The sequence below is a fragment of the Kitasatospora mediocidica KCTC 9733 genome, from assembly GCF_000744225.1.
Taxonomy (GTDB): domain Bacteria; phylum Actinomycetota; class Actinomycetes; order Streptomycetales; family Streptomycetaceae; genus Kitasatospora; species Kitasatospora mediocidica.
Window position 1 is genome coordinate 1,172,886 of the sequence record NZ_JQLN01000005.1, and the last position, 22,596, is coordinate 1,195,481.

At 71.5% G+C, this 22,596-nt stretch carries 18 protein-coding genes and 1 tRNA gene; 11 read left to right on the forward strand and 8 right to left on the reverse strand.

All coding sequences use genetic code 11. The features are described 5' to 3' along the window. Positions 1-121 precede the first annotated feature (121 nt). The 5 genes from BS80_RS19210 to BS80_RS19230 all read left to right on the forward strand — a co-directional run bounded on the left by BS80_RS19210 (position 122) and on the right by BS80_RS19230 (position 5,521). Entirely contained in the window at positions 122-886 is a 765-nt protein-coding gene (locus BS80_RS19210; protein ID WP_035799008.1) for an AfsA-related hotdog domain-containing protein, read from the forward strand. After that, the gene (locus tag BS80_RS19215) at positions 883-2,874 is read left to right on the forward strand and encodes an acyl-CoA dehydrogenase family protein (protein WP_035799012.1); all 1,992 of its coding nucleotides are present in this window, start codon (positions 883-885) and stop codon (positions 2,872-2,874) included. Before BS80_RS19210 ends, BS80_RS19215 begins: the two co-directional genes overlap by 4 nt. Before the next feature lie 82 nt (positions 2,875-2,956). Next, on the forward strand, positions 2,957-4,069 hold the full coding sequence (locus tag BS80_RS19220; RefSeq protein WP_063772012.1) for a beta-ketoacyl-ACP synthase III: 1,113 nt from the start codon (positions 2,957-2,959) through the stop codon (positions 4,067-4,069). Next, positions 4,062-4,310 (forward strand): acyl carrier protein, encoded by a 249-nt coding sequence (locus BS80_RS19225; RefSeq protein ID WP_035799014.1) that lies wholly within the window; start codon positions 4,062-4,064, stop codon positions 4,308-4,310. The genes BS80_RS19220 and BS80_RS19225 overlap by 8 nt, the downstream gene beginning before the upstream one ends. Beyond that, the gene (locus BS80_RS19230; RefSeq protein ID WP_035799015.1) at positions 4,307-5,521 is read left to right on the forward strand and encodes a beta-ketoacyl-[acyl-carrier-protein] synthase family protein; all 1,215 of its coding nucleotides are present in this window, start codon (positions 4,307-4,309) and stop codon (positions 5,519-5,521) included. Before BS80_RS19225 ends, BS80_RS19230 begins: the two co-directional genes overlap by 4 nt. A 62-nt stretch (positions 5,522-5,583) precedes the next feature. Here BS80_RS19230 and BS80_RS19235 read toward each other — a convergent pair whose 3' ends face one another. Both BS80_RS19235 and BS80_RS19240 read right to left on the reverse strand, forming a co-directional pair. Further along, positions 5,584-6,645, reverse strand: a complete 1,062-nt coding sequence (locus BS80_RS19235; RefSeq protein WP_232246530.1) for an alpha/beta hydrolase family protein — start codon at positions 6,643-6,645, stop codon at positions 5,584-5,586. A 68-nt stretch (positions 6,646-6,713) separates the two neighbouring features. Continuing rightward, a complete protein-coding gene (locus BS80_RS19240; protein WP_035799017.1) occupies positions 6,714-7,640 on the reverse strand; it encodes a zinc-binding dehydrogenase in 927 nt (308 codons plus the stop codon). 158 nt (positions 7,641-7,798) lie between these two features. Between BS80_RS19240 and BS80_RS19245 the strand changes: the two genes are divergently transcribed. The 3 genes from BS80_RS19245 (at position 7,799) to BS80_RS19255 (ending at position 13,082) form a co-directional block, all read left to right on the forward strand. After that, on the forward strand, positions 7,799-8,794 hold the full coding sequence (locus tag BS80_RS19245) for a LysR family transcriptional regulator (RefSeq protein ID WP_035799019.1): 996 nt from the start codon (positions 7,799-7,801) through the stop codon (positions 8,792-8,794). A 112-nt stretch (positions 8,795-8,906) separates the two neighbouring features. Then, a complete protein-coding gene (gene hrpA, locus BS80_RS19250; RefSeq protein ID WP_051966794.1) occupies positions 8,907-12,872 on the forward strand; it encodes an ATP-dependent RNA helicase HrpA in 3,966 nt (1,321 codons plus the stop codon). Positions 12,873-13,008: 136 nt separating this feature from the next. Further along, a tRNA-Asp gene (locus tag BS80_RS19255) sits at positions 13,009-13,082 on the forward strand. Positions 13,083-13,633: 551 nt separating this feature from the next. Here the strand turns inward: BS80_RS19255 and bldC are convergent. Together bldC and BS80_RS19265 are read right to left on the reverse strand one after the other, a co-directional pair. Further along, positions 13,634-13,840 carry a developmental transcriptional regulator BldC gene (gene bldC, locus BS80_RS19260; protein ID WP_030459248.1) on the reverse strand — a complete coding sequence of 69 codons (207 nt, stop codon included), beginning with the start codon at positions 13,838-13,840 and terminating at the stop codon, positions 13,634-13,636. Between the two features lie 540 nt (positions 13,841-14,380). After that, complete coding sequence (locus tag BS80_RS19265) at positions 14,381-15,307, reverse strand: hypothetical protein (protein ID WP_035801929.1); 927 nt, start codon at positions 15,305-15,307, stop codon at positions 14,381-14,383. Positions 15,308-15,460: 153 nt separating this feature from the next. Here BS80_RS19265 and BS80_RS19270 point away from each other — a divergent pair, with 153 nt between their 5' ends. Beyond that, complete coding sequence (locus BS80_RS19270) at positions 15,461-16,636, forward strand: Glu/Leu/Phe/Val dehydrogenase dimerization domain-containing protein (protein WP_035799021.1); 1,176 nt, start codon at positions 15,461-15,463, stop codon at positions 16,634-16,636. A 366-nt stretch (positions 16,637-17,002) separates the two neighbouring features. Further along, positions 17,003-17,254: a DUF3073 domain-containing protein gene (locus tag BS80_RS19275; RefSeq protein ID WP_035799023.1), complete on the forward strand. Its 252-nt coding sequence runs from the start codon at positions 17,003-17,005 to the stop codon at positions 17,252-17,254. Between the two features lie 157 nt (positions 17,255-17,411). Here the strand turns inward: BS80_RS19275 and purM are convergent, their stop codons facing one another. The 4 genes from purM to BS80_RS43870 all read right to left on the reverse strand — a co-directional run bounded on the left by purM (position 17,412) and on the right by BS80_RS43870 (position 21,126). Beyond that, positions 17,412-18,488: a phosphoribosylformylglycinamidine cyclo-ligase gene (purM, locus tag BS80_RS19280; protein WP_035799026.1), complete on the reverse strand. Its 1,077-nt coding sequence runs from the start codon at positions 18,486-18,488 to the stop codon at positions 17,412-17,414. A 72-nt stretch (positions 18,489-18,560) separates the two neighbouring features. Then, entirely contained in the window at positions 18,561-20,141 is a 1,581-nt protein-coding gene (gene purF, locus BS80_RS19285) for an amidophosphoribosyltransferase (RefSeq protein WP_035799028.1), read from the reverse strand. A 152-nt stretch (positions 20,142-20,293) separates the two neighbouring features. Next, positions 20,294-20,767 (reverse strand): hypothetical protein, encoded by a 474-nt coding sequence (locus BS80_RS43865; RefSeq protein WP_332262175.1) that lies wholly within the window; start codon positions 20,765-20,767, stop codon positions 20,294-20,296. Beyond that, positions 20,728-21,126: a hypothetical protein gene (locus BS80_RS43870; protein WP_332262176.1), complete on the reverse strand. Its 399-nt coding sequence runs from the start codon at positions 21,124-21,126 to the stop codon at positions 20,728-20,730. Before BS80_RS43870 ends, BS80_RS43865 begins: the two co-directional genes overlap by 40 nt. A 126-nt stretch (positions 21,127-21,252) precedes the next feature. Here BS80_RS43870 and BS80_RS19295 point away from each other — a divergent pair, with 126 nt between their 5' ends. Next, on the forward strand, positions 21,253-22,536 hold the full coding sequence (locus BS80_RS19295) for an adenylosuccinate synthase (protein ID WP_035799029.1): 1,284 nt from the start codon (positions 21,253-21,255) through the stop codon (positions 22,534-22,536). Positions 22,537-22,596: the final 60 nt, after the last annotated feature.

Sequence of the window (22,596 nt, forward strand, 5' to 3'; positions counted from 1 at the left end):
CACCCGCCGAACGCCCCACCCACCCAACGCCCCACCCGCCGAACGCCCCACCCACCCAACGCCAATCTCTCCCCCTGCCCGATCACCCCCTCCCCGCCCGGCTTCACCACGGGAGCGCACCATGAGCACACCGCAGACCCTGTGGGTGGTGGGAGAGTCCTTCTCCCGAGCCACCGTCCACCCCCACCTCGTCACCGCCCGCCAACTGCGCGAACAGCTCGCCGCCGGCCCCTTCCCCCCGGACCACGCGCCGATCGTCATCCCGGGCCTCGGGATCGACGAGCACACCTGGGCCGAGCTGCGCGAGGCCGTCACCAAGGCCGGCGCCCGGCTGGCCGACGGTCCGCACCGCGACACACCCCGCCCGGTGGCCCGGCACCGCGTCCTCAAGCACGCTCAGGACAACGTCCTGATCGGCGACGCCCACGCCGCCGACGGCCGGTTCCGGGCGCGGCTCTCGGTCGCCAACGACACCGAGATGATCCGCGACCACACGGCCGATCAACAGCACGTCCCCGGAATGCTGTTGATCGAGGCCTGCACCCAACTGGTCACCTGGGCGGTGGGCGAACTGGTCGGCACCCCGGCGGGCCAGGGACCGCGCTACGCCGTGATGCACGGCCTGGATCTCGACTTCGCCAAGTTCGTCTTCCCACTCCCCACCGACCTCGACGGCACGCTCACCGCGACCGGCCCGCCCGAGGAGCAACGGGTACCCCTGGAAGGCGTGGTGACGGTGCGTCAGGCAGGGCGGATCTGCTCCACCTGCCGGGTCAGGCTGCACGCCTTCGATCCGACACACATCTTCGCGATCGAACACGCCCAGGCCATCCGGACCTTGGAGCGCGCCGGATCACCCGCAAGCGCCGAGCAGGAGACCCGATGAAGCCCCCCGGTGCCCCCGCTCCCACCAAACCCCTCAACGCCACCGATCCCGCCAAGCCCAGCGCGCTGCAGAGCCTGCTGCACGGCGACCGCCTCGACCAGCTGGACCAGCTCGACCTGCTCCTCGAACTTCCCTCCTTCGCACCCGACATGACGTCGGCCGGCACCGACGAACGAAGCCGCCGGACGTACCGCCGGCTCTGCGACCTGGCCAGGGCCGGCGGCGGCACCCTCGCCTTCCAACAGGACCGCGCGAGCCTGCTGACCGCCCTGGAGTGGGCGGCGACCGCCGATCCCGCGCTCTTCCTCCCCGCCCTGGTGCACTTCGCCGTGGTCGCCACCACCGTGGTGGAACTCGGCCGCCCGGGCGGCAGCCTCGGCGCCCTGATCGAGGACCTCGACCGGACGGCCGCGATCGGCGTGATCGCCATCACCGAACTGGGCAGTGGCAGCAGCCATATCGCCCCGGCCACCGAGGCCCACTACGACCACCAGCGCCGCACGTTCACGCTGCGCACCCCGCATCCGGCGGCGACCAAGTTCATGCCGCCGACCGCGCTGCCCAAACAGTCCAAGATCGCCGTGGTCTACGCCCGGCTGCTGATCGACGGACACGCGCACGGGGTCTTCCCGTTCGCCGTCCGGCTGCGCCACAACGACACCGTCACCGCCGGGGTCCGGATCAGCGCGATCCCGACCACGTCCGTCCTCCCGCTGGACTACGCGCTGATCGGCTTCGAGGACGTCCAGGTGCCGTACGACGCCTGGCTGCGGGACACCGCCCGGATCACCGTGGACGGCCGGTTCGAGGACCCGATCGCCGACCAGGAGCTGCGGCTGGTGCGCTCCATCCAGGCCGCCGCCAACGCCTCGGTGAGCGCGGCCGTCGGTCAGGCGGCCGCGGCCCGGGCCGCCATGGCCGTCGCGCTCCGCTACGCGCTGCAACGTACCACCCAGGGCCGGCTGGCCCCCGAACTGTCCGTGCTGGAGTACAGCACCCATCAGGACGCCCTCTACAGCGCGCTCGCCCGCTGCTATGCCACCACGTTCCTGGTGAACGAGGAGCGCGAGCGGTTCGTCCGACGCGGCCCGTCCGCCGCGCCGGCCGTCGGCGACCGGCCACCGACCTGGGCCCCCTGGTCCGCCACCCACCGCGACTGCGCACTCGCCAAGGCCTGGGCGGGCGACACCCTCCACCAGGTGGCCGGGGTCTGCCGAAAGCGCTCGGGCGCACAAGGGACCCTCTCGGTCAACCGCATCACCGACTACGAGGACATCGCCCGCCTGTTCCACGCCGCCGGCGGCGACGACCTGCTGATCCGACTGGACGCGGGCAAGTCCCTCCTGCACGAGCCCTCACCCGGCCCCGACGAGCCGACGTCCAGCCCACCCAGCCCGTACGGGCCACCCGAACGGCCCGAGCCGCCCGAAGCACCCTTCCCCTACGACCTGTCCGACCCGCGCACCGCCATCCGGCTGGCCCGGCTGCGCCGCCACCAACTGCACGCCGTCCTGACCGCCCACCTCGCCGCCCAGGTCGCCGCCCACCGCGCCGAGAGCGCAACCCCACACCCCGCCGGAACCCCGCCACCCGACTCCCTCGACATCTGGAACCCGTTGCTTCCGGGGCTGGTCAGGCTCGCCGAGGCGCACACCGGGCAACTGGCCCTGGAGCGGTTCCAGCAGCAGGCCGAGACACTGACGGACCCGCAGGCCCATGCCGCACTGACCGCCCTCCTGCGTCTCTTCGCCCTCGACAGCATCGAGGCCGAGCTCGGCTGGCACCTCGAACACGGCAACCTGACCCCGGCCCAGGCCGGAGCCGTCCACCAGGCCCGTACCCAGGCGCTCGGCGACGTGCACCGCCAACTGCCGGAACTCTTGGACGGCCTCGGCGTCCCCACCCACCGTGCCCCCGCGCCGATCGCCGAACCCGACTGGCTGCACGCCTTCCTGCGCGCCGCCACCCCACCCAGCCAACCCACCTAGCCACCTCGCCCAACCACCCACGCACCCCCGAAACCCCGTCCAGCGCCTCCAGCGCCTCCAGGAAGGACAGGAAGGAGCAGCCATGGGCCACAGCGCAGTCCTGACCGGCCTCGGCGCCTGTCTGCCGGTCCGAGAGATCAGCAACCACGACCTCGCCCGCACCCTCGACACCTCCGACGAGTGGATCCGCACCCGCACCGGCATCACCGCCCGCCGCTGGGTCGACCCGCCGACCAGCACCGGCGACCTCGCCCTCGGCGCCGCCGAGGCCGCCCTCCGCTCGGCCCACGACGGGAACTCCACCCCGCCCCCCGACACCGTCCTGCTGGCCACCACCACCCCCGACCGGCGCTGCCCGGCCACCGCCCCCGAGGTCGCCTCCCGGCTCGGCCTGACCGGCGCCGCCGCCTTCGACCTCGGCGCCGTCTGCTCCGGCTTCGTCTACGCCCTGGCCACCGCCGCCGGCCTGATCAGCGCCGGAATCAGCAGCACCGTGCTGGTGATCGGCGCGGAGACCTACTCGACCATCATCGACCGCACGGACCGTGGCACCGCCGTCATCTTCGGCGACGGCGCGGGCGCTGCCCTGCTGCGCGCCGGCGAACCCGGCGAACCCGGCGCGCTGCTGGCCTTCGACCTCGGCAGCGACGGCGCGCACGGCGACTTCATCGCGATCGGGGCGGGCGGCTCCCGGCATCCCCATCCCCAAGGGGCGGGTGAACTGCCGCTGCGCGCGCACTTCCTGGACGTCCGCGGACCCGAGGTCTACGCCCACGCCGTACGCCGGATGACCGCCTCCGCGCAACACGTCCTCGACCTGCTGCACTGGGCACCGGACGCCGTGACGTTCACCGCCCACCAGGCCAACCAGCGGATCCTGGACGCCGTCGCCGACCGGCTCGGCATCGCCGCCGACCGCCGGGTCAGCAACATCGCCCGGGTCGGCAACACCGCCGGCGCCTCCATCCCGCTGGCCCTCGCCGACGCCGCGACGCTGCCCGGCAGCCCGCTCACCCCCGGCGCCCGGCTGCTGCTCACCGCCTTCGGCGGCGGCCTCACCTGGGGGTCCTGCGCGCTGACCTGGCCCGCCATCACCCCCGTCATGACCACCTGCACCTCCACCCCCACCCCCACCTCGACCCAGGACAAGGCCAAGACCGTGTCCGACAACTCCGAACGGAACAACCATGAGTGACACCTACGAGCGCCTCGCCGCCCTGCTCGTCGAGAAGTTCGACACCGGACCCGCCACGCTGAACGACCAAACCACCTTCGCCGAGCTGGACTTCGACTCGCTCGCCATCATCGAGCTGTTCGTCACCATCCAGGAGCAGTGGCACGTGCCGCTCGACGACGCGCAGGCACAGACGGATCTGACACTCGGTCAACTTGTCTCCCTGGTCGACCGGTTCGATGTGGACGACCCGACCCGATGAACGAGGTCGCGGTCACCGGGATAGGCCTGGTCACTCCTGCGGGGATCGGTACTGCGGCCAACTGGACACGGATCTGCTCGGGTCTGCCCACCGCCGCCACCGATCCCGAACTCCGGGGCCTGCCAGTGGACTTCTCCTGCCGGGTGCCCGACAGCGACGACCTCGTGCCGCGCGGACTGCGCTGGCAGCTGGACCGCTACGGCCAGTTCGCGCTGGCCGCCGCCCAGCAGGCGGTGGCCGACGCCGCACTCGATCCGAACGGCTGGGACGGTGGCCGGGTGGCCGTGGTTCTCGGCTCCGCGGCCGGCGGCATCGCCTCGCTGGAGGCGCAGCACCGACGGCTGAACGACGGCGGCCCGGGCGCCGTCTCCCCGATGCTGATGCCGATGTTCCTGCCGAACATGGCGGCCGGCCGGATCAGCATCGAGCTGCGGACCGGCGGCCCGTGCCTGCACACCGCCACCGCCTGCGCCTCGGGCGCCACCGCCATCGGCACCGCGCTCGGGCTGCTGCGCTCCGGCGCCTGTGACGTCGCGCTGGCGGGCGGCGCCGACGCGATGGTCACCCCGCTCTGCGCCGCCGCCTTCGCGAAGATGGGCGCGCTCTCCACCCGTCGGACGGACCCGGGCCGCGCCTCGCGCCCCTTCGACGCCGACCGCGACGGCTTCGTCCTCGGCGAGGGCGCCGCCGTCCTCGTCCTGGAACGAGCGGCACACGCGCGGGCCCGCGGCGCCACCGTGCACGCCCTGCTCGCCGGCTACGGCGCGTCGGCGGACGGCCACCACCCCACCGCCCCGCACCCCGAGGGAGCCGGACTGGCCCGGGCACTCGCCGACGCGCTGGCCGACGCGGGCGCCACGCCGGCCGAGGTCGACCACGTCAACGCACACGGCACCGGCACCCCGCTGAACGACCTCCGCGAGGCGCACACCCTGCGCCGCGTCCTCGGCAGCCACCCGGCCGTCACCTCGACCAAGGGCGTCACCGGCCACACGATGGGCGCCGCCGGGGCGATCGAGGCCGCCTACACCGTTCTCGCGCTGGCCCACGGCCAGATCCCGCCGACCGCCAACCTCCGCTCACCGGACCCCCGGATCGACCTCGACCTCGTCACCGGTCGGGCCAGAGCCGCCCCCCTCTCGCTGGCCCTCAGCAACTCCAGCGGCTTCGGCGGCCAGAACGCCGTCCTCGTCTTCCGCGCCGCCCCCTGAAGCCGCCCCCAGCCGCCCGCGCCTCCCACCGCCCTCCCACCGCCCTCCCACCGCCCTCCCACCTATCCCCCAAGCCGCTCCACCAGCCAGTCCGCCGTCCCGGGCAGCCAGTCCCGGACGGCGTTGCCGAGCAGGTGGTCACCGTGCGGGACCAGCAGGTACTCGCCCTGCGCCGCCCGACGGGCCAGCGGCTCGCCATTCACCGCGCCCGGGATGACGTCCAGTCCGCCGTCCACCACCCGCAGCGGTCCGGCGATCAGCGGAGCCACCGCCGCGAGATCGACCCGCCCGGCGAACTCCCGTGCGGCGCCCGGGCCGGCACACCGCTGGGTGAGGGTGTCGGTGACGAACGGCGGCAGCGCCTCCCAGTCCAGCCGGTCCGGACCGCTGACCGTGGCGGTGGCCCGGATCCGTGGCTCGTGGGCGGCGCTGACGGCCGCGTAGTAGCCGCCGAGGCTGAGCCCGATCACCGCGATCCGCCCGCCGTCGACCTCGCCACGCGGCTCCAGCGCGTCGATCACCCGGCCGACCACCCGGTGGTAGTCCGGCTCGGGACCGCTGGTCGCGGCGAGCACGCCCTGCCCGGGCCCGTCCAGGGTGAAGGCCGCCACGCCCCGGCGCAGCAGCGCCTGCGTGACGCCGTGGAACTCCTCCTTCCCGGAGTCCAGGCCGGGCACCACCAGCACCACCGGCGGCCGCTCGACGCCGGCGGGGCGCCGCAGCCGGCCGACGAAGCCCGTGCCCTCGATCCGGACGGCCGTCGGGTCCAGCAGCGCCAGGGCGCGGTCCATCGCCTCGTCGGCGTCGGCGGCCGCCCGGGCCGCGCCGGCCCGGTCGGGGTGCGGCAGCAGGGTTGCGAAGTGGAACCAGCGCGCGGCCAGCCGATAGGCCTCACCGGCGCTGACCGCCCGCCCCAGGGCGGCCGCCCGCTCACCGGCGGCCCGGTGCTCGCGCCCGGCCGCGGCGAACGCCTCGGGCCAGTCGTGCAGCGACCCCAGCGGCTCGGTGACCCGGCCGTACTCGTGCGGGTCGAGCCCGGCCCCGGTGGCCCGGGACCGGTTGCCCGCGACGAAGGGCGCCAGCACGTCGGGAAGATCCACAAACGCGGTCATCAGCTCACTCACTCTCACAACTCTCGGTAGGAAGCGGTCGGGACGTGGTCAGGACGTGGCAGGACGCGGTCGGGACGTGGTCAGGACGCGGTCAGCGTCAGCACGGCCTTGCCGCGGATCCGGCGGTCCCGCAGGTCGGCCAGCACGGCAGCGGTCTGCGTCCACGGCGCGACCCGCCCGATCTCGGGGGTCAGCCGGCCCGCCGTGACCAAGCGGACCAGCGTGGCGAGGTCCTTGCCGTCGGGGACGTCGGAGTCGGCGTAGTGGAAGTGCCGCACGGTGGCCGACTCGGGACCGGCGAAGAAGTCGAAGAAGTCCAGCGTCGCGGGGGTCCGGCTGGCCTGGCCGAACCAGATCAACGTCCCGCGCCGGGCCAGCCGGGCCAGTGCGAGCGGCAGGTTCGCTCCGCCGGTCGACTCCAGGACCAGGTCGTAGGGCCCGGTCGCGGCGGCGACCTCGTGCACCACCTCGGCAGCGCCCAGCTCCACCAGCCGCCGCCCGCGCTCCTCGGAGGCGACCACCACGGTGACCTCGGCGCCGGCCGCGGCGGCGAGCTCGGTGACGTAGTGGCCGACGCCGCCGGAGGCCCCGGTCAGCAGCAGTCGGCGGCCGGTCACCGGTCCGGCGGCGCGCAGCAGCCGCAGTGCGGTGAGCCCGGCCAGCGGCAGGGCCGCCGCCCGGACGCTGCCCAGCGACTCGGGGAGCTCGGCGAGTGCGTCGGTGGGCACCGCGACGTACTCGGCCCAGCCGGCCGACGACGGGTGGCCGAGCACCCGGGTGCAGGCGGCGGGCCCGGAGCCGTCCGCGGCGGCCTGCACCACCAGGCCCGCGACGTCCTTGCCCGGCCGCCAGTCCGCCGCCGGGTCCTCCAGCTTGAAGGTCTCGCCGCGGTTCACCGAGAACGCCTCGACCTTGACCAGGGCCTCGTTCGGCCGTGGCCGGGGCTGCTCGACCTCGGCGAAGGCCACCGAGAAGTCGGGCCGGCCCGTTGCCGTCAGTGCCTTCATGGTCACGTCCCCTCCTGCGCTCCGATCGCTCGACCGGACGACTCCCAGCACATCGCGCACCCCACCGCCCGGTCCAACAACCGCCCACCGCGCCCGACAACCGACAGTTGTCACAGTCGGCCGCCAGGACACCCGCGCGGACGCCTAGGGTGACGGCCATGGATCTCGATCTCGCCCAGGTCCGCGCCTTCACCGCGACGGCCGAGGAGCTGCACTTCGGCCGCGCCGCCGGGCGACTGGCGATCAGCCAGCAGGCGCTCTCCAAGCGGATCGCCCGGCTGGAGTCCCTGCTCGGCGCCCGGCTGCTGGACCGCGACCGGTCGGCGGTCCGGCTGACCGACGCCGGCCGGCGCTTCCTGGAGCCGGCCCGGCGGCTGCTCACGGACGGAGACAGCGCGGTGGCCGCGGTGCTCGGCGACCGGCGGCCGCTGCGGATCGACGTCTGGGGACACCTGTACTCGCCGATGCGCACCCTCGCCCAGGCCGTCGAGACGGCCGGCCTCAGCGTGGAGCCCGCCCCCGGACGCGACCTGCCGACGGTGGCCGCCGCGCTGCTGCGCGGCGAGACCGACGCCGGCTTCGGCCGGGTCCACCCCCTCGGCGAGAGCCCGGACACCGGCCCGCCCCACCCCGCCACCACCACTACCCGCCACCCCACCCCCACCGACCTCACCCACCGCCTGGTCCGGCTGGAGCCGGTCGACGTCGTCCTCTCCACCGCGCACCCGCTCGCGGGCGAGGCCGTCCTACGCCCGACGCAGCTGCGCGACAGCGTCCTCTGGTACCCGGCCGCCGTCGACCGGCTCGACTTCCTGAACCGGTTCGCCGACCACTTCGGCATCACCGAACGCGCCGCCGGCACCAACCTGGGCCTCGACCACTTCGTCGACCACCTGCGCGCCGAGCCCCGCCACTTCGCGCTCTTCCCGGCCGACAGCCCCCTGCCCGACGCACCCGGCCTCCGGTCGGTCCCGCTGGTCGACCCGACCCCGCTCTACGCCTGGTCACTGCTCTGGCGCGGCGCCGACCCGCACCCGCTGCTCGAACCGCTGCTGCGGGCCTTCGCCGAGCAGGCCCGGCGCAACCGCTGGCTGGACCACGACCCCCGGCGCGACTGGCTGCCGGGCCCGGACCGTGCCGCACTGGCGGGCTGAGACCACCCGGGTGTGACACTTGACGGGCTGAGAACCTGTGGAGCCGCGTCGCAGCCACCGGTTCCGAGAAACCGAGGTGCGCCAGACCGCCCCTCCTTGCGAACCTAGAGGGATGCCCGAGTTGAGTTCTCCCGTAGTCCAGCCGACCGATGCACCCACCGTCGGCGAGCTGGCCTCCCGTCTGCCCGAGCTGACGCTGCGCGACCAGCAGCGGATCGGCCGCCGGCTGGACGGCGCGCGGCGGATCCGCAAGCCCGAGGCCCAGCGCAAGATCACCGAGGAGCTGGCCGCCGACATCACCCGGGCCGAGCTGCGGGTGGAGCAGCGCCGGGCGGCCGTCCCGGTGATCACCTACCCGGCCGAGCTCCCGGTGAGCCAGAAGAAGGACGACATCCTGGCCGCCGTCCGCGACCACCAGGTGGTGATCGTGGCCGGTGAGACCGGCTCCGGCAAGACCACCCAGATCCCCAAGATCTGTCTGGAGCTGGGCCGCGGCATCAAGGGCCTGATCGGCCACACCCAGCCCCGCCGGATCGCCGCCCGCACGGTGGCGGACCGGGTGGCCGAGGAGCTGAACACCCCGCTCGGCGAGGCCGTCGGCTGGAAGGTCCGGTTCACCGACCAGGTCGGCCCGGACACCCTGGTCAAGCTGATGACGGACGGCATCCTGCTGGCCGAGATCCAGACCGACCGCGAGCTGCGCCAGTACGACACCCTGATCATCGACGAGGCGCACGAGCGCAGCCTCAACATCGACTTCATCCTCGGGTACGTCAAACAGCTGCTCCCCCGCCGTCCCGACCTCAAGGTGATCATCACCTCCGCGACGATCGACCCCGAGCGCTTCGCCCAGCACTTCGACGACGCCCCGATCATCGAGGTCTCCGGCCGCACCTATCCGGTCGAGGTGCGCTATCGGCCGGTGGTGGACGACGACGCCGAGGACGAGGAGCTGGACCGCGACCGCGACCAGATCCAGGCGATCTGCGAGGCCGCCCAGGAACTCCAGGCCGAGGGCCCCGGCGACATCCTGGTCTTCCTCTCCGGCGAGCGCGAGATCCGCGACACCGCGGACGCGCTGGAGAAGCTGCGCCTGAAGTCCACCGAGATCCTCCCGCTCTACGCCCGGCTGAGCTCCGCCGAGCAGCACCGGGTCTTCCAGCGCTCCGGCAGCCGCCGGATCGTGCTGGCCACCAACGTGGCCGAGACCTCGCTGACCGTCCCGGGCATCAAGTACGTGATCGACCCGGGCACCGCGCGGATCTCCCGCTACAGCCACCGCACCAAGGTCCAGCGACTGCCGATCGAGGCGGTCAGCCAGGCCAGCGCCAACCAGCGCAAGGGCCGCTGCGGCCGTACCTCGGACGGCATCTGCATCCGGCTCTACTCCGAGGAGGACTTCCTCTCCCGGCCGGAGTTCACCGACGCGGAGATCCTGCGCACCAACCTCGCCTCGGTCATCCTGCAGATGACGGCGGCCGGCCTCGGCGACATCGCCGCCTTCCCGTTCCTCGACCCGCCGGACTCCCGCAACATCAAGGACGGCGTCAGCCTGCTGCACGAGCTGGGCGCGCTGGACCCGAACGAGAAGGACCACCGCAAGCGGCTCACCCCGCTCGGCCGCAAACTCGCCCAGCTGCCGGTCGACCCGCGCCTCGCCCGGATGGTGCTGGAGGCCGACAAGAACGGCTGCGTCCGGGACGTGATGGTGATCGCCGCCGCGCTCTCCATCCAGGACCCGCGCGAACGGCCCACCGAGAAGCGCCAGGTGGCCGACGAGCGGCACCGCCGCTTCAGCTCCGATACCTCCGACTTCCTCTCCTACCTGGCGATGTGGCGCTACGTCAGGGAGCAGCAGAAGGAGCTCTCCTCCTCGGCGTTCCGCCGGATGTGCAAGTCGGAGTTCCTGAACTACCTGCGGATACGGGAGTGGCAGGACATCTACACCCAGCTGCGGACCGTGGCCAAGCAGTTGGGGGTCACCATCGAGGAGCCGCACCCGGACGCCGAGCCGGACGCCGACCGGATCCACCAGTCGCTGCTCTCGGGTCTGCTCTCGCACCTGGGCCTGTACGACGTCGAGAAGCGCGAGTACGGCGGCGCACGCGGCGCGCGGTTCGCGGTCTTCCCCGGCTCGGGGCTCTTCAAGAAGCCGCCGCGCTGGGTGATGTCGGCCGAGCTGGTGGAGACCTCGCGGCTCTGGGCCCGGATCAACGCCAAGATCGAGCCGGAGTGGGTCGAACCACTCGCCGAGCACCTCACCAAGCGCACCTACAGCGAGCCGCACTGGGAGAAGAAGGCCGGCGCCGTGCTGGCCTTCGAGCGGGTCACCCTCTACGGGATGCCGATCGTCGCCCAGCGCAAGGTCAACTTCGGCCGGATCGACCCCGAGCTCTGCCGCGAGCTGTTCATCCGCAACGCCCTGGTCGAGGGCGACTGGGAGACCCACCACCACTTCTTCGCCGCCAACCGCAAGCTGCTCCAGGAGGTGGAGGAGCTGGAGAACCGCGCCCGGCGGCGCGACATCCTGGTCGACGACCAGACCCTCTTCGACTTCTACGACAGCCGGCTGCCCGAGGACATCGTCTCCACCCGGCACTTCGACTCCTGGTGGAAGAAGACCCGGCACGACCAGCCCGACCTGCTCAACTTCGAGAAGTCGATGCTGATCAACGACTCCGCGGACGGGATCACCGAGGCCGACTATCCGGACTACTGGGTGCAGGGCAAGCTCCGCTTCCAGCTCACCTACCAGTTCGAGCCGGGCAGCGACGCGGACGGCGTGACCGTGCACATCCCGCTGCCGGTGCTCAACCAGGTCACCTCCGAGGGCTTCGACTGGCAGATCCCGGGGCTTCGCGGCGACCTGGTGACCGCCTACATCCGTGCCCTGCCCAAGGCGATCCGCCGCAACTTCGTCCCGGCCCCGGACTTCGCCAAGGCGGCCCTGCGTCAGGTGAAGGACCGCCAGGAGCCGCTGCTGCCGACCCTGGAGCGGATCCTGCACCGGATGTCGGGCATCGCGATCCCGGCCGACTCCTGGGACGACGAGCGGGTCCCCGACCACCTCCGGGTGACCTTCCGGGTGGTGGACGGCAAGCGCAAGCTCGCCGAGTCCAAGGACCTGGAGGAGCTTCGGCTCCAGCTGAAGCCGAAGCTCAAGGAGACGCTCTCCACGGCCGCCTCCGGCCAGGGCATCGAGCAGACCGGCCTGACCGCCTGGCCGGCCTCGCTGCCCGTCCTGCAGCGCACCTTCGAGCAGCGCACCCGCGGCCACTCGCTGCGCGCCTACCCGGCGCTGGTGGACGAGGGCACCTCGGTGGCGGTCCGGCTCTTCGACACCCCCGAGGCGCAGCAGCAGGCGATGTGGCGCGGCACCCGGCGGATGCTCACGCTGGCCGTCAACTCGCCCGCCAAGTCGATCCAGGGCCGGCTGGGCAACCAGGCCAAACTGGCACTCTCCTACAACCCGCACGGCTCGATCCCCGCGCTGTTCGAGGACATCGTCGACTGCGCCACCGACCGTCTGATGGCGGGAGCCGGCGGCCCGGCCTGGGACGAAACGGCCTACACGAAGCTCTATGACAAGGTCCGCGCGGACCTGTACGAACTGTCGGCCGACACCACCCTGAAAACGGCCGGCGCACTGATCGCCTTTCACCGGGCCACCACCCGCCTGAAGTCGGTCAGCAGCCCGGTCCTGCTCAGCGCGGTGAACGACATCAAGCTCCACCTCACCTCGCTGGTGCACCCCCGCTTCGTCACCGACACCGGCTGGCAGCGGCTGCCGGACCTGAAGCGCTACCTGCTGGCGGTGGACCGCCGGCTGGAGGCGCTGCCCAACCACCCGCAGCGCGACCTGCAGCAGCTCCTCAAGGTCCAGCAGGTCCAGCAGGCGTACGGCGAGCTGCTGGCCGCCGTCCCGGCCGGCCGGGAGCCCTCGGCGGAGCTGCGGCAGATCCGCTGGATGATCGAGGAGCTGCGGGTGAGCTTCTTCGCCCAGTCGCTGGGCACGCCGAGCCCGGTCTCCGAGAAGCGGATCCTGCGCGCGATGGACGCCGCGGCGGCCACGCTCTGAGCTGCGGCCCGTGTCGCGGGGAGGTCTCGCCACCGCTCCGCGACACGGGTTCGACCTGGGGGCCCGCCATGCAGTACGATCTGTCTTGTCGCTGAGTGAGGGCGGCAAAAAACACTGGTTCGCCAGTGAAAACTCTGGTCCTGTGGAGCAGTTGGTTAGCTCGCCACCCTGTCAAGGTGGAGGTCGCGGGTTCAAGTCCCGTCAGGATCGCAGTGCACGAGAGGCCCGGAACCGCAAGGTTCCGGGCCTCTCGTCGTTGACGTCCCATCCCGCCGCGCGCCCACTCTCACCCCACCCCCGTGCCCGACGGACCGTCAGGACGGCATTATCGACACCTTGGTCCAGACCACAAGAGGCCCACTTGTGACGGTCGTCACTTATCTTTTCTTGAAGGCGGACACCATGAACCCCCCCTCATGACACCGTCATTTAATATGTAAAATTGTACAGACTTGTTCAGCTTTACCTTTTTGCACATCATCAGGAAACCCACCCGCCACAGGCGCCACAAATGACTATCTTTTCCGCCGCCATTAACGGGTCAAATGACAGTCATGAATAGGTGGACGCTGATGACAGTCATCCCATCGTCCCACCTCTGCGAATGGCCAGGCCGGCAGCCCGGGCATGCCGAAGGGGCCGCATCCCGGACCCGGCGGAGTCCGGGGCTACGACCCCTTCGGCAAAGCTGTAAAGCGTGCACAGCACAACGAGGCCTGTGAGTGTTTGGATCAGCGGGCCCGGCGGCCCGGATCAAGCACTCAGACCTCGGTGCGCTGAGCGGGAATCCCGGCCAGCAGAGCGCGAACCTCTGCCTCCCGGTAGCGGCGGTGACCGCCGAGTGTGCGGATGGACGTGAGCTTTCCCGCCTTGGCCCAGCGCGTGACCGTCTTCGGGTCTACGCGGAACATGGTGGCGACCTCTGCCGGTGTCAGCAGTGGCTCAGCGTCAGGTGTACGAGCGGTCATGAGCGGCCTCCTCGGAGAACCGAACCAGGGCGGTTCTATCCTTCAAATTCTGCACCTTGGCCCGCGATGCCCGAAATGGCACAGACGGACCGAGTCGGTAATAGGACGAACGGCTTGTCCTGGTGTCTACAACTACACCATCCGTCCAGCCCTATCGACCAAACCGCCAAAATTGGCCCCTCACGGGTTCAAGAGCGACGGATGGCGATGGACCATCCCATAGCGGACAGTCACGTTTATGTGACAACCGGTAGCGGGGTGGCCAGACCTATCGATTCCCCCCAAAGGGCACACCGACCCCAGATCCACCCAAAAGTGGACAGGACTGAGGAGAGTTGGGCTGGTTGTCCCATTTTTACCCTTAACGGTTAGTTCACGTCAACGGTGAGTAGTGTCACGTTCGTTGGCTATTGACCCGAACCGGGACCTTGGTCCTGGGCCCCGAACGCCCCTCCTACACCCCCAGCCCCATCCATACCCAGGGTGTCCCCCTTCACGTCTCCCCAGCGCGTACTGACCACCCCTCAGTGGCCTACGGACTCAGTTCGCCTGCCGCAGCGCCTGCACCCGGCGCCAGCGCTCGGTCACCAGCTCGTACGCCAGCGCCGCCCCCGCGCCGTCGCCGGAGCGCAGCGCGTCCAGGCCGGCCGCCACCTCGGCCGCCGAGTGGTCCACCGCGAGCCGCGGCGCCCCGATCGCGTGCACCAGGCCGCCGTAGTCCAGTTCCACCAGCGAGCGCGGGTGGAACTCCTCCAGCCAGCGCCCGACCTGCTCGGCTCCCAGGGTCAGCGCCGACCTCGGCAGCCGCTCCTTCAGCACCCGGTAGCCGCGGGCCACCCGGCGCCGGGCCTGTGCCATGGGGGTCAGATAGAAGAGGGCGGCCGGTTCGCCCACGCTCCCCTGCTCCACCTCCTCCCCTTCCCCGCCCGTTGCCGGCTCACCCGGCACATACCGGCGGTCCTCGGCCCCGAACGGCAGGAACCAGCGCACCGGGACCTCCCAACGGGACGTCAGGATCCAGGGCCGGGCGTCCGGGTGCTCCGCCTGCCAGCGGACCTGCGCCGCCACCGCGTCCTCCCGCATCGCCCGGGGCAGCACGGTGTCCAGCAACGCCTGCGGCATGGAGGCCCGCAGCTCGTCCAACGCCTGCCAGCTGCGCAGCCGCACCGACCAGGGACAGACGTACAGCACCCCGTCGAGCAGCCGGACGAAGGCGCGCTCGCTCTCCCGCTCGGGCAGCGCCCTGGGAGTGCGGGCGACCACCTCCGCGAGCGCCCCCCGCTGTGCCTCGAGCGCCGCTCGGGCGACCGGACCGTCCATCGAGGCCGCGTCCGGCCCGCAGGCCGCCGCGTAGGCCTGCCAGCGAGCCCGCTCGGGCTCCGGATAGGCGCCGAGCGGCTCGTACACCCGCAGGTGGGCGGCGTACGGCGGTAACACCGAGGTGCGGACAACGGTCACGCCTCGCATCGTCGCACGCGCCACCGACCCCCCGGGAGGACCCGCGCCCGATCCACCGATCGAAGCGTGGACGGGGGGAGCCCAGGTCGGCCTTCCCGGACTACGCTTCGCCGTAGATGCCCGCACCACAGCAGCGGGCCTGCAGATACTGGAGTCACCACAGTGACCGACGTACGCACCGTATCCGCGACGCACCCCGCACCCGGCGTGCTGAGCAGGATCTTCCGTACTGAGCAGGACGGCACCCCCGGCGACGGGCACGAGCAGGTCGTGCTCTGCCACGACCGGGCCTCGGGCCTCAAGGCGATCATCGCCATCCACTCCACCGCGCTGGGCCCCGCCCTCGGCGGCACCCGCTTCCACCAGTACGCCTCCGAGGAGGAGGCCCTGGAGGACGCCCTGCGCCTCTCCCGCGGCATGAGCTACAAGAACGCGCTCGCCGGGCTCGACCTCGGCGGCGGCAAGGCCGTGATCATCGGCAACCCGGCGGCCAAGGCCGAGGGCGGCGACAAGAGCGAGGCCCTGCTGCGCGCCTACGGCCGCTTCGTGCAGTCGCTGGCCGGCCGCTACATCACCGCCTGCGACGTGGGCACCTACGTCCAGGACATGGACGTGGTCGCCCGCGAGTGCGACTACGTCACCGGCCGCTCCCCCGAGCACGGCGGAGCCGGCGACTCCTCGATCCTGACCGCCTTCGGCGTCTTCCAGGGCATGCGGGCCTCGGCCCAGGCCCGCTGGGGCGCGCCGACGCTGCGCGGCAAGCGGGTCGGCGTCGCGGGTGTCGGCAAGGTCGGCCACTACCTGGTCGGCCACCTGGTGGCGGACGGTGCGACCGTCGTCATCACCGACGTTTCGGAGACCGCCGTGAACCGGGTCCGGGCCGCCCACCCGGACGTCGAGGTGGTCGCCGACTCCCAGGCGCTGCTCGCGGCCTCGTTGGACGTCTACGCCCCCTGTGCCCTGGGCGGCGCGCTGGACGACGACACGGTGGGCGCGCTGACCGCCGCCGGCACCTCGGTGGTCTGCGGCGCGGCCAACAACCAGCTGGCCCACCCGGGCGTCGAGAAGGACCTGGCCGACCGCGGCATCCTCTACGCGCCCGACTACCTGGTGAACTCCGGCGGGGTGATCCAGGTGGCCGACGAGATCGACGGCTTCAACTTCGAGCGGGCCAAGAACAAGGCCACCAAGATCTTCGACACCACCCTGGAGATCTTCACCCGGGCCGCCTCGGACGGGGTGCCGCCGGCCGTGGCCGCCGACCGTCTCGCCGAGCTGCGGATGCGGGAGATCAGCGCGCTGCGCACGATCCTGCTGCCGGGTGCCCGCCGGGCCTGAACCGGACCTGCTCCGCCGACACGCCGACACGCCGACCGCATCACAATGTGGAACCGGATTCTCGGTCCGTCCCCCGATCGGGCGATCACAGCGCCCCGGTCGGGGGATAATCGGTCGGAGAACGACGGTCCCGGGCACCTTCCGGACACCCTGTGAATGCCTGGAAACCCCCGTGTGACCTGGAGAGACCGGGTTCTGCGGACTGACAGTGCGCGCCACGTCACACCGGCGACGTACCGTCTGACGGCGGAAACAGGTACCGTTAATGCTCCAAGGGACGGCTATCCCACTTCGGGGGAGCCGCTCCTGATCATGAACACGTGTCAGACTCGGGGCCGTGAGCCCCATCGTTGAGGGGGTCGACCCATGGGGCGCGGCCGGGCCAAGGCCAAGCAGACGAAGGTTGCCCGCGAGCTGAAGTACAACGGCGGCGGCTTCGATGCTAATCGTCTGTCCAGCGAGCTGGGCGTTTCACCCGTTCCTTCGATCAACCCTGAGCCGGTTGAGGACGAAGAGGACGAGGACGATCCCTACGCGGCGTATGCGGATTACTACGCCGACGAGGACGAAGAGGACGAGGAGGCGGGCGCAGGTCACCAAGCCCGCCGCCGCGCGTAGCGGCCTGCCCTGACCGGTCCGTGTGCCCCCGAGGCACCGGACCGGTCTTCGGCGCGCCCGCACAGCGGCAGCTCCCACTGAACGGCTGACGATACGGCCGCGGGGCCCTCTCAGGAGCCCCGCGGCCGTATCGTCGTACGTTTTCTCGACTGCGGTTCTACTCGGCGTACTCGCCGTACAGCGCCGCGCCGCCCTCGTAGGGGCCGTCCTGCAGGTTGACGATGTCGCCGAGCAGCCAGGACTCGACGCCGCGGTCCTCCAGGATCGCCAGCACCACGTCGACCGACTCCGGCGGGACGACGGCGACCATGCCGATGCCCATGTTGAGGGTCTTCTCGATCTCCAGGGTCTGCATCGCGCCGACCTCGGCCACCGTCTGGAAGACCGGCAGCGGCGTCCAGGTGCCGCGGTCCAGGCGGGCGTGCAGGCCCTGCGGGATGACCCGGGCCAGGTTGGCGGCGAGGCCACCGCCGGTGACGTGCGAGAAGGCGTGGATCTCGGTGGCGCGGGTGAGCGCCAGGCAGTCCAGCGAGTAGATCCGGGTCGGCTCCAGCAGCTCCTCGCCCAGCGTGCGCCCGAACTCGGGCACCTCGCGGTCGAGCTTCCAGCCGGCCTGGTTCAGCAGCACGTGGCGCACCAGCGAGTAGCCGTTGGAGTGCAGCCCGGAGGCGGCCATCGCGATCACCACGTCGCCCGCGCGGACCCGCTCGGCGCCGAGCAGCTTGTCGGCCTCCACCACACCGGTGCCGGCGCCCGCGACGTCGTACTCGTCCGGGCCCAACAGGCCCGGGTGCTCGGCGGTCTCGCCGCCGACCAGCGCGCAGCCGGCCAGCACGCAGCCCTCGGCGATGCCCTTGACGATCTGGGCGACCCGCTCGGGGTGAACCTTGCCGACGCAGATGTAGTCGGTCATGAAGAGCGGCTCGGCGCCGCAGACCACCAGGTCGTCGACGACCATGCCGACCAGGTCGTGCCCGATCGTGTCGTGCTTGTCCATCGCGGCGGCCAGCGCGACCTTGGTCCCCACACCGTCGGTCGCCGAGGCCAGCAGCGGCCGCTCGTAGCGCTTGAGGGCGGAGATGTCGAAGAGCCCGGCGAAGCCGCCGAGGCCGCCGACCACCTCGGGGCGGTTGGTCTTCTTCACCCACTGCTTCATGAGCTCGACGGCGCGGTCACCCGCCTCGATGTCCACGCCCGCGGCGGCGTAGGTGGCACCGGAATCTTTGCTGGTCACGGCTTTAAGGCCCTCTCGGGTCTGGGGAGTGGTCCGCCGCGGGCCCCTTGTGCGGGCCCGCGGCGGGAGGAACTACGGTCGGCGCAGCGCGTCGGCCGCGCCGTGGCCGCCGAGGAGCGACTGGACCCCGTCGAGGTCCGAGCCGGTGGGCTTGCCCCGCACGGGTGCCGGCTGCTGGCTGCCCGCGATCTCGGCCTCCAGCAGGAGCTTGCCGAGCAGCGCCGGGTCCGGCAGCTCCATCGGGTACACGCCGTCGAAGCAGGCCCGGCAGAGCTTGTCCTTGGGCTGCTTGGTCGCCTCGATCATCCCGTCCAGCGAGATGTAGGCGAGCGAGTCCGCGCCGAGGGTCCGGCCGATCTCCTCCACCGTCATCCCGTTGGCGATCAGCTCGGCGCGGGTGGCGAAGTCGATGCCGAAGAAGCACGGCCACTTCACCGGCGGCGAGGAGATCCGGATGTGCACCTCGGCGGCGCCCGCCTCGCGGAGCATCCGGACCAGCGCGCGCTGGGTGTTGCCGCGGACGATCGAGTCGTCCACCACCACCAGGCGCTTGCCCGCGATGACTTCCTTGAGCGGGTTGAGCTTGAGCCGGATGCCGAGCTGGCGGATCGTCTGGCTGGGCTGGATGAAGGTCCGCCCGACGTAGGCGTTCTTCACCAGACCCGAGCCGTACGGGATGCCGCTGGCCTCGGCGTAGCCGATCGCCGCAGGGGTCCCGGACTCCGGCGTGGCTATCACCATGTCGGCCTCGACGGGCGCCTCGGCGGCCAGCTTGCGGCCCATCTCGACGCGCGAGAGGTGGACGTTGCGGCCGGCGATGGAGGTGTCCGGACGGGCCAGGTAGACGTACTCGAAGACGCAGCCCTTGGGCGCGGCCTCGGCGAAGCGGGAGGTCCGCATGCCGTTCTCGTCGATGGCGATCAGCTCGCCGGGCTCCACCTCGCGGATGAAGCTGGCGCCGCAGATGTCCAGGGCCGCCGTCTCGGAGGCCACCACCCAACCGCGTTCGAGCCGGCCGAGCACCAGCGGGCGGATGCCCTGCGGGTCACGGGCGGCGTACAGGGTGTGTTCGTCCATGAAGACGAGCGAGAAGGCGCCCTTGACCTTCGGCAGGATCTGCCGGGCGGTCTCCTCGATGGACAGGTCGGGGTGGCCGGCGAGCAGCGCGGTCACCAGATCGGTGTCATTGGTCGCGGCGGTCCGGCCGGAGCGCGAGACGTGCTCGGCACCGGGGAGCTGGGCGACCATCTCCGCGAGTTCGGCGGTGTTGACCAGGTTTCCGTTGTGGCCGAGAGCCAGCGAACCGTGAGCGGTCGCCCGGAATGTCGGCTGGGCGTTCTCCCAGACCGAGGACCCGGTGGTCGAGTAGCGGGCATGTCCGACGGCGATATGCCCGTGCAAGGACCCCAGAGCCGCTTCGTCGAAGACCTGGGAGACAAGTCCCATGTCCTTGAAGACGAGAATCTGGGACCCATTGCTCACTGCGATTCCCGCGGATTCCTGTCCGCGGTGCTGCAGGGCATAGAGGCCGAAGTACGAGAGCTTGGCGACCTCCTCGCCGGGAGCCCAGACACCGAAGACGCCGCAAGCGTCCTGGGGGCCTTTCTCACCGGGAAGAAGGTCGTGGTTGAGTCTTCCGTCACCACGAGGCACGCCTTCGAGTCTAGGGCAGTTGGCACAGGCTTCCCGAACGAGGGATCGGGTCGAGCTTGGTCAATCCGCTGGCAACGCGCGTAGACAAAACCCCTTACCATGCCCCCCGGCCGGGCTGGGCCCGGCGGCCGGGGGTGTCCGGGTGACGCTGCTCACCCTGCGGGCAGCAGCAGTGCCCAGGTGTCCGGATGGGCCGTCCAGGTGCGCGTGCGCACCGGACCGACCGGGCAGCCGTCGGCCTCGTAGCCGAACGTCCGGCCCCGCACGGTCACGCTGGAGGCCCGTACCCGCACCAGCGACCCGCCCGGGCCGGCCGGCCGGACCACCACCTCGGCCGCCACGGACCCCATCGGCAGCCGCAGCGCGACCAGCCGGACCGGACGGTCGTGCCCGCAGAGCGGACGCCCGTCCGCCTCCACCCGTAGCCGGGAGGGCTCCGGCTCCACCTGCTCGGCCGCAACCAATTTCGCCCATAGCGAACGCCAACCGCCAGGATGGCCCTGTCCGCGGCCGGGGATCCGGACCTCGCCCAGCACCACCCCGTCCTCCTCGTCCAGCAGCATCCCGAAGTCGCGCGGCACGCCGGTCAGGACCGCGCGGGCCGCGGCCACCGGCTCGGTCGGCACCCCGCCGCGCGGGCCAGCGCCACCGCCGGAGCCCGGCCAACCGGCACCAGCCCGAGCGGTCCCGAGGCCAACTCGCGCTGCCGGTGCAGGGCCTGCACCACTCGTTGCAACGTCAGATCGGAACCGATCACCACCGGACGGCGGCGACCACGATGCGAAAGAACCCGGTCGAGTTCGGCCGAACTCTCCGGTAGCACCACCTTGACGTCGGCACCCCCCGCCAGGACGTCCCGGGCGATCCGTACCGCCTCGCCGTCCGCCTCGCGCGCGACCGGGTCCAGCAGGAGCAGCAGCGGGCAGCTCCCGGGCGGCTGCGGGGTGTCGGACGGCGGGGGTACGGACGTGGACTGGGACGACACGACCGGTCCTTCCTCAGGTAATCTCTCGGTGCAAGAGCCCCTTGCGCTATTGCGCCAGGGGCTTCGTCTATCTCGGGGCAGACTGCGGCCTACGCAGGATGCCCCAACCGGAAGGGGTGTACGCCTGTGCCGGCACTCGTGCTCGTTGGCGCTCAGTGGGGAGACGAGGGCAAGGGGAAGGCCACCGACCTCCTCGGCGGATCCGTCGACTACGTCGTCCGCTACCAGGGTGGCAACAACGCTGGTCACACCGTGGTCATCGGCGACCAGAAGTACGCCCTCCACCTGCTCCCTTCCGGCATCCTCAGCCCGAACGTGGTCCCGGTGATCGGCAACGGCGTCGTGATCGACCCGGGTGTGCTGCTCTCCGAGCTGGCGGGCCTGAACGAGCGCGGCATCGACACCTCGAAGCTGCTGATCTCGGGCAACGCCCACCTGATCACGCCCTACCACCGCACGCTGGACAAGGTGGTCGAGCGCTTCCTCGGCAAGCGCAAGATCGGCACCACCGGCCGCGGCATCGGCCCGACCTACGCGGACAAGATCAACCGCGTCGGCATCCGGGTCCAGGACATCTTCGACGAGTCGATCCTGCAGCAGAAGGTCGAAGCCGCGCTGCAGGACAAGAACCAGCTGCTGGTCAAGCTCTACAACCGCCGCGCCATCCCGGCCGAGCTGGTGGTGGAGGAGTACCTCGGCTACGCCGACAAGCTGCGCCCGTTCCTCGCCGACACCACCCTCGTCCTGGACGAGGCGCTGAAGGCGAACAAGGTCGTCCTGCTGGAGGGCGGCCAGGGCACCCTGCTGGACGTCGACCACGGCACGTACCCCTTCGTGACCTCGTCCAACCCGACGGCCGGCGGCGCCTGCACCGGCGCGGGCATCGGCCCGACCAAGATCGACCGGGTCATCGGCATCCTCAAGGCGTACACCACGCGCGTCGGCTCGGGCCCGTTCCCGACCGAGCTGCTGGACGCCGACGGCGAGGCGCTGCGCCGGATCGGCGGTGAGCGCGGTGTCACCACCGGCCGTGACCGCCGCTGCGGCTGGTTCGACGCGGTGATCGCGCGCTACGCGACCCGGGTCAACGGCCTGACCGACTTCTTCCTCACCAAGCTGGACGTGCTGACCGGCTGGGAGCAGATCCCGGTCTGCGTCGCGTACGAGATCGACGGCAAGCGCGTCGAGGAGCTCCCGTACAACCAGTCGGACTTCCACCACGCCAAGCCGATCTACGAGAACTTCCCCGGCTGGACCGAGGACCTCAGCAAGGCGCAGAGCTTCAGCGACCTGCCGAAGAACGCGCAGGCCTATGTGAAGGCGCTGGAGGAGATGTCGGGAGCCCCGATCTCCGCCATCGGCGTCGGCCCCGGCCGCTACGAGACGATCCAGATCAACTCCTTCGTCTGAGCCTGATCCGAGCGCCCCGCGCATCGGAGTGCACGAACGAGGCCCCGCCGCGATCCGGCG

Bases quoted from the DNA above. Each gene is read 5' to 3' on its own strand.
- BS80_RS19240 (WP_035799017.1), bottom strand. From the start codon at position 7,640: ATGAAGGCACTGACGGCAACGGGCCGGCCCGACTTCTCGGTGGCCTTC.
- BS80_RS19225 (WP_035799014.1), top strand. From the start codon at position 4,062: ATGAGTGACACCTACGAGCGCCTCGCCGCCCTGCTCGTCGAGAAGTTC.
- BS80_RS19220 (WP_063772012.1), top strand. From the start codon at position 2,957: ATGGGCCACAGCGCAGTCCTGACCGGCCTCGGCGCCTGTCTGCCGGTC.
- bldC (WP_030459248.1), bottom strand. From the start codon at position 13,840: ATGACCGCTCGTACACCTGACGCTGAGCCACTGCTGACACCGGCAGAG.
- BS80_RS19215 (WP_035799012.1), top strand. From the start codon at position 883: ATGAAGCCCCCCGGTGCCCCCGCTCCCACCAAACCCCTCAACGCCACC.
- BS80_RS19275 (WP_035799023.1), top strand. From the start codon at position 17,003: ATGGGGCGCGGCCGGGCCAAGGCCAAGCAGACGAAGGTTGCCCGCGAG.
- BS80_RS19230 (WP_035799015.1), top strand. From the start codon at position 4,307: ATGAACGAGGTCGCGGTCACCGGGATAGGCCTGGTCACTCCTGCGGGG.
- BS80_RS19245 (WP_035799019.1), top strand. From the start codon at position 7,799: ATGGATCTCGATCTCGCCCAGGTCCGCGCCTTCACCGCGACGGCCGAG.
- BS80_RS19210 (WP_035799008.1), top strand. From the start codon at position 122: ATGAGCACACCGCAGACCCTGTGGGTGGTGGGAGAGTCCTTCTCCCGA.
- BS80_RS19265 (WP_035801929.1), bottom strand. From the start codon at position 15,307: ATGCGAGGCGTGACCGTTGTCCGCACCTCGGTGTTACCGCCGTACGCC.
- hrpA (WP_051966794.1), top strand. From the start codon at position 8,907: ATGCCCGAGTTGAGTTCTCCCGTAGTCCAGCCGACCGATGCACCCACC.